Here is an 11,024-nt window from a genome sequence, read left to right on the forward strand (position 1 = left end):
TCTCCCGGGATGAGATCTGTTAGAGCCGGTAGTCCAGTTCGGCGGAGGCGGTACGCCCGCGGCCGAGCAGCACGAAGAGGAAGGTGCACTCGTCGGTCCCGGTGAGCTGGAACACGTCGTTGTACGTGATGTTGTCGAGGCCGAGCACGGCGCCGCAGTTCACCCCGGCGGCGGTGGCCGCCAGGTAGCCGGCTTGGACCACGCCGCCGGCCTCGGCGTTGAGGATCCGGTAGCCGCGCCGGCCGAACGCCTCCAGCGCGGCGTCCAGCCGGCCGGTGATGACCATCACCGCGCCCACCCGGTCCAGGTTGTAGTTGGTGAGGTAGTAGCCGCCTTGCAGGAAGGTCGGCAGGTGCTCAAGCACGGATTGGTCGATCTCGATCGGGTCGAGGGCGTGACGTTCGGGAACGTAGACGTACCCTCCGCTGGGCACCCCCGCCACCCGATGGGCCATGACGAACAGACGGGTCAGCGGGGCGTTCTGGAGTGGGGGGTCGGTGGCGGGGTGGGTGTCGGCGCGGTAGTGCCGGGCGGCGGCGGAGACACGCAGCACGGCGCCCAGCTCGGCGGCGGTCAGCGGTGGCTCCTCGGTGAAGTCGCCGAAGGCGGACCGCCGCGCGGCCAGCGCGTCGCCCAGGTCCATCCGGAGGTCCAGCGGCGGCAGCGGGATCTCCGCTGCCCCGGCCGGCGGGGGCGCCGGCACCGCGGCCGAACCGGCCGACTCGGGGTCGGGACGGGCCTCGGCGTCCACCAGGGCGGCCAGGTGCACCTCCTCCACCGTGGGGAAGCGGATCACGGTGCGCGACCGTTCGAATGCGGGCTTGGTCACCTTGGGCTCGCCGCCGTCCAGGGGGCCGACCCTCGCCCGGCCCGGCCCGGCGCCGGTCCAGGGCAGCGGGACGACGGCAAGCACACTCTCGCCCAGGGTGTTCAGGCCCAGCAGGTCGTTCAAGCGGCGGTCGGAGAACCACATGACGCGCTGCAGCGGCGCGCGGAGCGCCCGTGCGATCAGCTCCCAGGAGGTGAGCAGGGCGCCCACGTCTTGGGTGACGACGTGGTAGGTGAAGCTGTTGTACTTGTAGGCGTTCTTCCAGAACTTCACCGAGATCAGCAGGAACTGGTCGGTCTCGCAGGCGCTCGGGTGGTGCCCGGTCGCCGCCCGGACCCGCTCGCTCACGTCGCCGACGAGCAGCCGCTCCAGGGCATGGGCGCCGGTGACGTAATGGTAGACGCCGGGCAGCAGTGGACCGGCCGCGCCGGACACCCAGTAGATCTCCAGCGGGTAGAGCCCGCCGCCGGACGCGGTGCCACGACCCCAGATCGCGTGCTCGTAGCCTATCCGCATCAGCGTGTCCTGGTTCCAATTCGGTTCCAGGCGTCGGCACAGCGTGCCGTAGGACAGCCGGAGCAGCGTCGAGAGCGAGGCCAGCGACCAGGGGGCTTCGGTGTCCGGCAGGGTGGCGGTCGCGTCTAGCGGCCCAAGCGGCGGGTGGCCGTGCGGCAGCGGCAGGGTGATCACGTCGCCGTACGTCTTGATCTTGGACGGTGCGTCGTTCCAGTTCGGCTCGAACCTCGCCGGCTCCATCGGTTCGCGGCCGCGGCGGAAGCACGCCCAGGCATAGTCGCGGATGAGCGCGGTGTCACGGTTGACCATCGGTCCACCCCTTTAGGGACTCTTTAGGGAAATGGGTGCGGGCACAGGTGACGCCCGGTGGCGCCGAGACGGTCGGGGCCGTGTTGACCGCGCGCCAGGAAGGCGTCCAGCCGCGGGTGGTGCAGCACGCGCTGGCGGGCCCAGCCGAAGTCGATGGGCACCAGGCCGGGTGCGATCATGGCTGCCGTGCGCAGGCCGAGAGCGGCCTGCTCGGGGGAGGTCTGATCGACCACGATGACGTCGCTGCCGACACCCGCGATCAGGTCCACCAGGTACCGCACGTCATCGCTGAGGTTGTCGGTCACGGGCCGCTGGCGGATCCAGTCCGCGTGCAACTCGCCGAGCGAGCGCATCGACGCGTCCTTGAGGAAGAAGTCGCACTTGTCGGCCATCTCCGGCAGGCCGTAGAGCAGTGCGTGGTGGGAGAGCTCAGTCACCTTCCCGTAGTCGGCGGCCATAGCCCGCAGGTCGTCCGCCCGCTGCTCCACCCGGAGGTTGAAGCCGGGCACGTACGAGGCCGTCTCGGACACGGCGGCGCGTACCGCGTCCTCCGGGTCGAGGCCGGCGCCGGCGGCCACGCAGATGGCGCCGATACCGCCGTCCCTGCGGACCGCGACCGCGGTCACCGCAGGCACCGGCAGGTCCGTCCGCATGTCGAACAGCCGCATGTCGTAGCCCTGCAGCGAGACCCGGTCGATCATCAGCTGGACGGCCAGGCTGTCGCAGCTCGCCGGGTCGATCTCGGCCATCCTGGCCTTGCCGAACCAGGACAGCAGGAAAGCGTCGCGTTCGATCAGTTCGAGCAGGCCGTACAGGATCGCCTCTTCGAGGCTGCCGCCGCTGGCGCACCCGTTGGAGCACTCCTGGACGAACTGCCGCTCGTCCAGGCGCCGGTCGAGATAGTAGACGAGCTGCTCGGGGACGAGCAGCGAGCGCTTGTCCCGCAGCGAGTACCCCCATACCCAGTGCATCGGCCGGTCCGGGGAGAACGGCACGTAGTGCCGGTTGACCTGGTACTGGTCTGGGGCGTAGCCGAGGCCACTCGGGTCGAGCGCGTCGTGGGCAAGGTTGGCGTACGTGTCGTACACGGTGACTGCCTTGCCGCGGGACATGATCCCCGCGTGGCGTTCCAGGCCCTCGAGCACGGCGTATCGCTCGCTGGCCGCGAAACTCGACGCGTGACCGCTCCAGTAGGCCTCATGCAGCTGGTATTTGCTATGGATCGTGAAGCTGCCGGTCACGGGGGCGGTGGCCGTGCTGTAGAAGTCCCGGGCCGCCAGGCTGCCCAGCACCCCGCACACCGGGTTGACCAGCGCCGTCATCCGCAGGTCTAGCTCGCTCGCGGAGCGCAGCCTGGTCGCGTTGGGGTACGGCTTGATCTGCGGGGGCAGCTCCACGGTGGCGGCCTCGGGCAGATCGGGGGCGGGGGCGGAGCAGGCAGGACACATCGAGTCCGGCATCAGGGCCGCCCGGGTGATTTCGAGGCTGTCCAGCCGGACCTGGTACACGTGCGGAGTCTTCCCGCCCGGATCGCCCGCGGTGACCGAGGAGACCAGGTCGCAGATCAGATCGGCCGCGAACGGAGTGAGCTGTGGCAGCGGCCCGGTCACGTACGCCTGGCCGCCGTCCTCTAGGCCGCTGCGCTCCGCGATCGGGCGCAGCTCCTGCCAGCGTCGCTCCACGCACCGGGGGCAGGGCGAGGTGGCGCCGTCGGCGCCTGTCTTGCCGCAGAGCGGCCCCACCAGCGCCTTGCCGATGCCCAGCCAGACCGGTATCACCGGACCCTCGGCGGGTTCGGCCAGCTCGCCCGGCCCTAGTACGTTCCGCACTCCCAGGACGCCCAGGTGTACGGCGGGCGCCGACGGTGGTCGAGCGCGCAGCCGGTCGGCGAGGCGGGTCAGGCTCAAATCGAGCGGAGTTGAAGTCTTCTTGACGACTACGTTCATCGCCTCACGCTTTCTGGCCGGACGCCTGATCTGGTCGTCTCACTGATCGTTGGTGGCTATCGAAGGTCCTGCACGGCGTCAGCTGCAGCTGGTGCTGGTGCCGGTGCCGCTGGTGCTGGTGCTGGTGCCGCTGGTGCTGGTCCAGCAGCTGCCCGACGTGCTGCAGAACGTGCCGTCCATCAGGGCGACTTCGGCGCTGGCCAGCGAGGATCCCGCGTCCGCGATCTCCTCGATCTCGAAGGTCCCGGTTTCCAGCGCGGCCAGCTCGGTCTTCAGGTTGATCATCGGTTCTCCTCTCGGTGCCGACGGGTTACGAGAACGGGCCGCTGCAGCTGGTGACCATGCTGCAGCTGCTGCTGGTGCTGCACCAGGTCGGAACGCTGCAACTGAATGACGGGTCGACCGCCGGCATTTCGGCGCTGGCGAACGTGGAGTCCACATCCGCGATCTCCTCGATCTCGAAGGTCTCGATCTCCAGCGCGGCCAGCTCCATCCTTGGATTGATCATCTCTCCTCCTCTCGATCAGCTCGTGCTGCTGCAGCTGGTGCTGCTGCTCGTCCAGTGGAGGCAGCCAGTGCTGCACATGCAGCTGCATGGGGCGGCGCCTGGGTCGCCGATCGGGACCTCGGCGCTGGCGAACGGGGAGTCCAGGTCCGCGATCTCCTCGATCTCGAAGGTCTCGGTCTCCAGCGCGGCCAGCTCGACCTTCATCTTGATCATTTAGGTACGCGCACCTTTCTGGCGGGGGCGCTTCCCGCCTCGGAATCGGGAGGCGACACCCGCCGGATAGGTGGCGGATGTCGTCCGAAGGGTTGCTGTGGTGCTCTTGCTGGAGTTGGTTATTCGGCGCAGCTGCCGGTGCTGCAGCTGCAACTGGTGGTGCTGGAGCAGCTGCAGCTGCAGCAGCTGGAGCAGCTGGTGCTGCAGCACGCCGCGGCGGGGTCCCCGCCATCGAAGATCGGCAGTTCCGCGCTCGCGAGCTCCAGAGAGATATCGGCGATCTCCTCGACCTCGAACGTGGCCGTCTCCAGAGTGGCGATCTCCTGTCTCAAGGCGATGTTCATCGTGTCACCTCCGTCCCCTTCCCGGTCGGACCCGGCGGGCGGTGCTCGCCGGACGTACTGACGATCCGGTGGTCAGCCGGCTCGTCGGCCTCAGCCGATAGCCGGCCGCTCAGCTGACGCAGCTGCTAGTGCTGCTGGTGCTGGACGTGCTGGTGCTGCAGCAACTGAAGTTGCTGCACGCGGTCCCATCCACCGGGGCGGCATCGAGACTGGCGAATCCGGAGCCCAGGTCCGAGATCTCTTCGATCTCGAAGGTCCCGATCTCCATGGCCGCGAGTTCGTCGTGGATTCTGTGCATGACAGTCGGATCTCCCGGAAAGCCGTTCAGGTGCAGCTGCCGCTGCTGGTGCCGGTGCTGCAGCTGCTGGTGCTGGACGTGCTGCAGGAGCTGCAGGAGCTGCAGGAGCAGCTGGAGCTGCACGCGCCGCCGCCGTCCAAGGCCGGCGCTTCGACGCTGGCCAGCAAAGAGCTCAGGTCCGCGATCTCCTGGATCTCGAACGTGGTGCTCTCCAGTGCGGCGAGCTCGGTCAGGTGTGTCGTGCTCATGTGGCGATCCTCCTTTCGGTGTCGGGTGTGCTATCTCCCGGACCTCGGCGTACGATCACGACGACCCCGGTGACCAGGGCCTCGGCCGTCAGCAGGTCCGGCGTCATGGTGTCCACCAGCAGGGCCGCCTCGCCCCTGCGGTGGAGCGCGTCGAGCATGGCCGCCGCGGTGGCCCGCTCTCCGGACGGAGGGGCCTGGTCGGCGGCCAGGGGCAGGCCTGCCCGAGGATCGAAGTCGGCGATCAGGGGGGCGCCCAGATCCGGCTGCGACCCCTCGAAGTACCGCGCCTGCACGGCGCCGACCACATCGCACATCGCGTCACGGACGGCCGCCTCGAAGGACAGCCCTCCGGCGATCGACCACAGCGGCGCGGCGTCGCCGTCCTCGTCGGCGACGGCCAGGATCGTATGCGCCGGGGCCGCGCCGGGCAGCGCGTACAGCTTCACCGAGCGGCCGAATCGGAGGGCGGACTTGACCAGGAACGCCAGGTTCTCGTCTTCGGCGATGACGCACTCGTCCACCGGCACGACGCCGCCCCGGCCGCGTATCACGTCCCGCAGGGCGGCGTAGGCGAGGGCCGAGGTCAGCCCGCTCGCGATCATCCTGTCGCGGGTCACCTCGACCGTGGCGCCAGCCGGCGTCCGCTCCACGAGCAGCCGCGCGTTCGCGGCCGAGAACGGGTAGGCGGCGGCGGCCGGAACCCCGTACAGGGCTCCCGAGCGCAGGTCGGTGGCCGGCACCCAGGCGATCGGCGCGTCAGGGTCCACCGGTAGCCCGGACCGGGTGGCGAGCCGATCCGCCGGGATCGGCCACTCGCCGGTGGCAGCGATCTCCGCCGCGGTTCCCACCACCATGTCCAGGCGCCCGGTCGGCGAGGCCAGGTACTCCCGGATGACCCTGCGATACGCCCCCCGCCGAGCGTCGCGGAAAGTGTCCACGTGGAACGCGGTCACCGCGCGGGTGGCCGAGCCGCCGAGCGGAGTGAACTTCAACCGGGCGGTCTTGATCGGCATCTGCTCCAGCGCGTCGTCGGCGTAGTCCGTGATCACCCCGACGTTCAGGCCGAACATCCGCTCACAGTGGTGGTAGCGCTGGTCGTCGGTAAGCTCCGTCGGGGCGCTGGGCGTGGGAAGCGGAGCCTGCGCGCACAGCGGGCACGCCGGGTGCGGCAGCAGCCTCTCCCGGTGGGCCTCCAGGGTGCGCAGGTCCTGCAGCACGACGGCGGACCGCGTCTCGAGCAGCAGCGCTCCGGTGAACAGGCGGAAGAGCTCGAATCCCGCCGCGTTGCCGAGCATGCGGGCGACCGTCAGGTCGAGCCGGTCGGCGGCACCGGCGGTGCCGATCGCCATCGACCGCCACCGGTCGGCCGCCGTGGCGGGGTCGCCGGCGTCCAGCCGGAGCTGGGCGCAGAGCCAGCAGGGCGCGGTACGCGGCCGGACCACCGGGCCGAGCACCGCCCTGGCGCCGTGGACCATGAGCGGGAGCAGCAGCGGGCCGGACTCGTGGACCCGCCGGGTGAGTTCGAACACCTCCGACAGCACCGGCCGGTCCGCGCAGTACACGATCGCGTCCAGCCCGGCCTCGATCAGCTCGGCACGCGAGCCGAACCGGATCGCCGGTGCCAGGCCGTCGCCGTCCGGAACGCCGACCTCGGCCGCCAGCGCCAGGTAGGGCGCCGGATCGTCATCCGTCGCCACGTTCAGCGTGGCCAGGCCGTTGCGCACCAGGCTTGTCGCGGCCGCCAGCAGCGTCTCCCCGGAGCCGGTCACCAGCACCCGCGCGGCACGGAACTCCGCGAACCGGCTCCGCGGCCGATCGGTGAAGTGATCGATGAACCCGATCTGGCTGTGGAACCGCTCGGCGACCCGCGGCGGCAGTTCGTCGTCCGCGCCGTCCGCCGCCGCGTCCTTGACGTAGCCGCGCTCGACCAGCATGCCGATCAGCTCCAGGACGGTCGAGCGCTGCTGGTCGGCCAGCCCATCGCACAGCTCCGCCACCGTGTGTTCGCCGGTGAGCATTGGGCTGAGCGTGGCGAGCCAGCGGTACGCGGACTTCCCCTTGACCAGGAAGGCGGAGTCGCCGTTGCGCAGATACGCCCCGGACCGCGACTCCAGAACCACCGTATCCAGCTTCATCTTCGGCCTGACGACAAGCAGCGGAGCCTGGTCCACCGTAACGCTCACCATGTCCTCCTCCGGCAGTCGGCGAATCCACGCGGAGCGTATGCGGGGCCCAGAACGGCGGACAGAGCACAGCGGATGCTCAGCTCCCCACCCCGATCGCCGCCAGTGCTCAGAAGAGGTCCTCTCCGGAGCATTCCGGCACCGTGCGACATGCGCAGCAACCCCATCAGCAGCTTTGGGTGCTGGCCGAGCTGGTGCACGAGTTGGTGCTGGTGCACGAGATGCCGGCCGTGCTGCCGACGATCGGCGCCTCCGCGGAGGCCAGCGCCTCCATCAGGTCCGGGATCTCGTCGATCTCGAACACCTCGGACTCCAGGGCGGCCAGTTCGTTCCGGATCTTGTTCATGATCTCCCACCTCACCGAGGGGTTGGCATCTCGTCTGAGCACCGTACGAACCCGGCGGGCCGGCTGGTAGAGCACGCGGCATACTCAGGCCGCCACCGCCGCTACTCAACGAGGTCCGCTCCGCAGCAATCCCTGCACCGTTCGGCCACGTATACCCGGTGTCGAGACGCCCAGGAGAGGGAGTCACATGGGAGACACACGCTCGCTGAACGTCTGGCCGCTTGTCGGCCGTACCGCAGCGTTACGCGGCATCACTGAGGCGGCTGCCCGGGAGGATGTGCGCGGTGTGGTGGTCGTGGGGCCGCCGGGAGTGGGCCGTACGCGCCTGGCCAGGGAAGCAGTCACGGCGCTCGCCGCGGCGGGTCACCGGACGGCGTGGGCGACCGGGACCGGCGCCGCGGGCACGATCACGTTCGGCGCGTTGCTGCACCTGGTGGCCATGGAAGAGGTGGCGACCGCGGGGTACGTGTTCGGCCGCCTCGTGGAACGCCTCAGCGCACCCGGCGGAAGGCGGCCGGTCCTCGTGGTCGACGACGCCCACCTGCTCGACGACGCCTCCGCGGCGCTCGTCCACCACCTGGCCGTGCACACCACGACATTCGTGCTGCTCACGTTGCGGCCTGGCCGGGCCACCCCCGATGTGGTGACGGCGTTGTGGAAGGAGCAGGTGGCCCGGCGCGTGGAGCTGGAGCCGCTCGGCGGGGGCGACGTGGACATGCTGCTCGAACGCGCGCTCGGCGGCCAGATGGACGCGGTGAGCCGCCGCACGCTGCGCCGGTTGTCCGCCGGGAATCCGCTGGTGTTGCGGGAGGTCGTGCGGGCCGGTCTGGAGAGGTCCGCGTTGCGCCGCGTCGACGGCGTCTGGCACCTGGCCGCTCCGGTGGAGGTCACGGGCAGGCTCGGCGATGTGATCGAGGAACAGATGAAGGCCGATGATCCGGTCGTCCGGAACGTCCTGGAAGTCCTCGCCTGCGCCGAGCCGCTCGGCCAGCCCGTCCTGGAGGCCATCACCGGGCACGCCGCGGTCGTGCAGGCGGAACGGCAGGGGCTGGTGGTGGTCGAACCGTCGGGGTTGCGGCACCAGGCACGGCTGGCGATGCCCGCCTACGGTGACGTCATCCGCGCGCGGATGCCACGCGCGCAGGCCCGCGCGATCTGGCGCCAGCTGGCCGAGTCCCTCGCCACCTCAGCGCATCTGCGTGCGGACGACGCGCTCGACCTTGCCGTGTGGCGGCTCAACGCCGGGCTCGATTCGTACGCCCCGGAGCTGCTCGCCGGTGCCGAGCGCGCCGCGGAACGGCTGGAACTCGGCATCGCCGAGCGGCTCGCGAGCGCCTCGCGCGAGAACGGCGGCGGGGTGGAGGCCGACCTCACCCTGGCCGAGGTGCTGGCGTTGCAGGGGCGCTATGCCGACGCGGCGGCCGTGCTGCCGACCCGGGAGCGGTGCGACGGCAAGGCGACCACGGACCGGTGGGCGATGCTGGCGGAGAAGATCGAGTATTGGTCGCAGGAGGATTCATCGGATCCGGGGCTGCCGGCCGGGGAACGGGCCGCGGAAGCCGTACGGGCCTGGGCACTTCTCCTGGAGGGCCGCGTCAAACAAGCCCTCCAGGTCGGTACGGCCCTGCTCGCCCGCCCCGACCCCGAGCTGGCGGCCCGGGCCACGGTGTGGGCCGCAACCGCCGTCACCCTCGCCGCCGGACTTGTCGGAGACATCGCCCTGGCCGAACGCGCCAGCGCCATCGGGCGGGACGTCGCCCACACCCACCGCACCGTGCTGCCCTGGGGACCGGTGCAGATCGGCGGCGCCCGCTGCCTCGCCCTCATGCTGAGCGGCGACCTCGCCGCGGCGGCCACGGCCGTGGAAAGCGGCTATCGCGAAGCCGTCGAGACGGAGGCGGCCCCGCTGGTCGGCGCATGGGCGTCCATCCGGGGCATCGTGGCCAAGGCGCAGGGCCGCGTGCAGCTGGCGCAGGAAGCGCTGCGCGAAGCCGTCGTGCTGCTCGACGGGTATGACGCGTTGCGGTTCCAGCAGCTGTACATGGCGGAACTGGCCGGCACGCACGCGCTCGCGGGGGACACCATCCAGGCGGAGACCTGGCTGGACCGCGTGGACGGCATGCCCCCCGCACCCGGCGTGCTCTTCGACTGGTGGATCGACCGCAACCGCGCCTGGACCGCCGCGGCCATGCTCGACCTGTCCGGCGCCGCCAACCTGGCCATCGAAGCGGCGAAAGCGGCCCGCGTCGGCGCACCCGCGATCGAGGCCCTGGCACTGTTCGACGCCGTCAGGTTCGGCGCCGCCGGGGACGTGTGCGAAAGGCTGAAGGAGCTCGCCGCGGAAACCCCGACACCGACCACAGCGGCGTTCGTCGCCGCCGCGACGGCGTACGCGACGGACAACGCCCGCCAGCTCACCGAGGCCGCCGGCGCACTCCGCGACCTCGGCCACCTACTGCCCGCCGCCGAAGCGGCCGCGACCGCCTACCGGTTACATGTCCGCGAGGGCCGCCGCACGGCCGCCAAGAACACCCTCGCACTGGCCCGCGAACTCCTCGCCGAATGCGGCCGCGCCCGCACACGCCTGACGGACCTGACCGGCAGCGAGGCGTCCCTCACCCCCCGGGAACTCCAGGTAGCCAAACTGGTCGCGGCCGGCTTATCCGGCCGCGCGGTGGCCGACCGCCTCGGCCTCTCCCTGCGCACGGTCAACAACCACCTGGGCCGCATCTACGTCAAGCTCGGCGTATCCGGCCGCCAGGCCCTCGCGGACGTACTGGGCCAGTAGAGCCCGTGCAGTGCGGGCGCCTACGACACTGTTCGCAGACGAGCACCCGAGTCACTGACCCTCACTGGAGATACGGGCATGGACCTCGACGAAGCACACCGATTCGCCGACGACTGGGCAGCGGACTGGAACTCCCACGACCTTGACCGAATAACCCGCCACTACGCACCCGACGTGATCTTCACCTCCCCACTCGCCGCGCGAATCATCAAGGAAAGCAACGGCGTCATACGAGGCCTCGACGCACTACGCGCGTACTGGGCCGAAGGCCTACTCCGCAACCCCCAACTCCATTTCGAAATCCTCGGCGTCTACACCGGCATCGACACCATCGTGATCCACTTCCAACATCAAACCGGCCAACTCTCCGCCGAGGTCCTCACCTTCCACAACAACAAGATCATCACCGGCACAGCCACCCACGGGCCCCCACCCAAGAGCTGTATGTGAAGGAACGGGAAGAGGAGGAGAGGCAGCGATGACGAACACCCGTTTG

The 11,024-nt window shown here is 70.3% G+C and carries 12 protein-coding genes; 3 read left to right on the plus strand and 9 right to left on the minus strand.

Annotated features, from left to right (window positions below):
- Window positions 1-19: 19 nt before the first annotated feature.
- The 5 genes from ABGB08_RS30905 to ABGB08_RS30925 form a co-directional block, all read right to left on the minus strand.
- Window positions 20-1,654 carry a SagB family peptide dehydrogenase gene (locus tag ABGB08_RS30905; RefSeq protein ID WP_347597132.1) on the minus strand — a complete coding sequence of 545 codons (1,635 nt, stop codon included), beginning with the start codon at window positions 1,652-1,654 and terminating at the stop codon, window positions 20-22.
- A 23-nt stretch (window positions 1,655-1,677) separates the two neighbouring features.
- Window positions 1,678-3,600 carry a TOMM precursor leader peptide-binding protein gene (locus ABGB08_RS30910; protein WP_347597135.1) on the minus strand — a complete coding sequence of 641 codons (1,923 nt, stop codon included), beginning with the start codon at window positions 3,598-3,600 and terminating at the stop codon, window positions 1,678-1,680.
- A gap of 78 nt (window positions 3,601-3,678) precedes the next feature.
- Entirely contained in the window at window positions 3,679-3,885 is a 207-nt protein-coding gene (locus ABGB08_RS30915) for a hypothetical protein (protein WP_347597137.1), read from the minus strand.
- 25 nt (window positions 3,886-3,910) lie between these two features.
- Window positions 3,911-4,108, minus strand: a complete 198-nt coding sequence (locus tag ABGB08_RS30920) for a hypothetical protein (protein WP_347597140.1) — start codon at window positions 4,106-4,108, stop codon at window positions 3,911-3,913.
- Window positions 4,109-4,123: 15 nt separating this feature from the next.
- Window positions 4,124-4,321 carry a hypothetical protein gene (locus ABGB08_RS30925; protein ID WP_347597142.1) on the minus strand — a complete coding sequence of 66 codons (198 nt, stop codon included), beginning with the start codon at window positions 4,319-4,321 and terminating at the stop codon, window positions 4,124-4,126.
- A 138-nt stretch (window positions 4,322-4,459) separates the two neighbouring features.
- Between ABGB08_RS30925 and ABGB08_RS30930 the strand changes: the two genes are divergently transcribed.
- On the plus strand, window positions 4,460-4,726 hold the full coding sequence (locus ABGB08_RS30930) for a hypothetical protein (RefSeq protein WP_347597145.1): 267 nt from the start codon (window positions 4,460-4,462) through the stop codon (window positions 4,724-4,726).
- Window positions 4,727-4,774: 48 nt separating this feature from the next.
- Here the strand turns inward: ABGB08_RS30930 and ABGB08_RS30935 are convergent, their stop codons facing one another.
- The 4 genes from ABGB08_RS30935 to ABGB08_RS30950 form a co-directional block, all read right to left on the minus strand.
- On the minus strand, window positions 4,775-4,963 hold the full coding sequence (locus tag ABGB08_RS30935) for a thiazolylpeptide-type bacteriocin (RefSeq protein WP_347597148.1): 189 nt from the start codon (window positions 4,961-4,963) through the stop codon (window positions 4,775-4,777).
- 26 nt (window positions 4,964-4,989) lie between these two features.
- Window positions 4,990-5,211, minus strand: a complete 222-nt coding sequence (locus ABGB08_RS30940) for a hypothetical protein (RefSeq protein WP_347597151.1) — start codon at window positions 5,209-5,211, stop codon at window positions 4,990-4,992.
- Entirely contained in the window at window positions 5,208-7,397 is a 2,190-nt protein-coding gene (locus ABGB08_RS30945) for a TOMM precursor leader peptide-binding protein (RefSeq protein ID WP_347597154.1), read from the minus strand. Before ABGB08_RS30945 ends, ABGB08_RS30940 begins: the two co-directional genes overlap by 4 nt.
- A gap of 163 nt (window positions 7,398-7,560) precedes the next feature.
- The gene (locus ABGB08_RS30950) at window positions 7,561-7,740 is read right to left on the minus strand and encodes a thiazolylpeptide-type bacteriocin (protein ID WP_347597157.1); all 180 of its coding nucleotides are present in this window, start codon (window positions 7,738-7,740) and stop codon (window positions 7,561-7,563) included.
- A 187-nt stretch (window positions 7,741-7,927) separates the two neighbouring features.
- Here ABGB08_RS30950 and ABGB08_RS30955 point away from each other — a divergent pair, with 187 nt between their 5' ends.
- Both ABGB08_RS30955 and ABGB08_RS30960 read left to right on the plus strand, forming a co-directional pair.
- Window positions 7,928-10,528 carry a LuxR C-terminal-related transcriptional regulator gene (locus ABGB08_RS30955; RefSeq protein ID WP_347597160.1) on the plus strand — a complete coding sequence of 867 codons (2,601 nt, stop codon included), beginning with the start codon at window positions 7,928-7,930 and terminating at the stop codon, window positions 10,526-10,528.
- 78 nt (window positions 10,529-10,606) lie between these two features.
- On the plus strand, window positions 10,607-10,978 hold the full coding sequence (locus tag ABGB08_RS30960) for a nuclear transport factor 2 family protein (protein ID WP_347597163.1): 372 nt from the start codon (window positions 10,607-10,609) through the stop codon (window positions 10,976-10,978).
- The last annotated feature ends 46 nt before the right edge of the window (window positions 10,979-11,024 follow it).

This window comes from Acrocarpospora sp. B8E8 (assembly GCF_039871605.1).
Classification (GTDB): Bacteria; Actinomycetota; Actinomycetes; order Streptosporangiales; family Streptosporangiaceae; genus Acrocarpospora; species Acrocarpospora macrocephala.

Bases quoted from the DNA above. Each gene is read 5' to 3' on its own strand.
- ABGB08_RS30915 (WP_347597137.1), bottom strand. From the start codon at position 3,885: ATGATCAACCTGAAGACCGAGCTGGCCGCGCTGGAAACCGGGACCTTC.
- ABGB08_RS30955 (WP_347597160.1), top strand. From the start codon at position 7,928: ATGGGAGACACACGCTCGCTGAACGTCTGGCCGCTTGTCGGCCGTACC.
- ABGB08_RS30905 (WP_347597132.1), bottom strand. From the start codon at position 1,654: ATGGTCAACCGTGACACCGCGCTCATCCGCGACTATGCCTGGGCGTGC.
- ABGB08_RS30945 (WP_347597154.1), bottom strand. From the start codon at position 7,397: ATGGTGAGCGTTACGGTGGACCAGGCTCCGCTGCTTGTCGTCAGGCCG.
- ABGB08_RS30935 (WP_347597148.1), bottom strand. From the start codon at position 4,963: ATGCACAGAATCCACGACGAACTCGCGGCCATGGAGATCGGGACCTTC.
- ABGB08_RS30940 (WP_347597151.1), bottom strand. From the start codon at position 5,211: ATGAGCACGACACACCTGACCGAGCTCGCCGCACTGGAGAGCACCACG.
- ABGB08_RS30960 (WP_347597163.1), top strand. From the start codon at position 10,607: ATGGACCTCGACGAAGCACACCGATTCGCCGACGACTGGGCAGCGGAC.
- ABGB08_RS30920 (WP_347597140.1), bottom strand. From the start codon at position 4,108: ATGATCAATCCAAGGATGGAGCTGGCCGCGCTGGAGATCGAGACCTTC.
- ABGB08_RS30925 (WP_347597142.1), bottom strand. From the start codon at position 4,321: ATGATCAAGATGAAGGTCGAGCTGGCCGCGCTGGAGACCGAGACCTTC.
- ABGB08_RS30910 (WP_347597135.1), bottom strand. From the start codon at position 3,600: ATGAACGTAGTCGTCAAGAAGACTTCAACTCCGCTCGATTTGAGCCTG.
- ABGB08_RS30950 (WP_347597157.1), bottom strand. From the start codon at position 7,740: ATGAACAAGATCCGGAACGAACTGGCCGCCCTGGAGTCCGAGGTGTTC.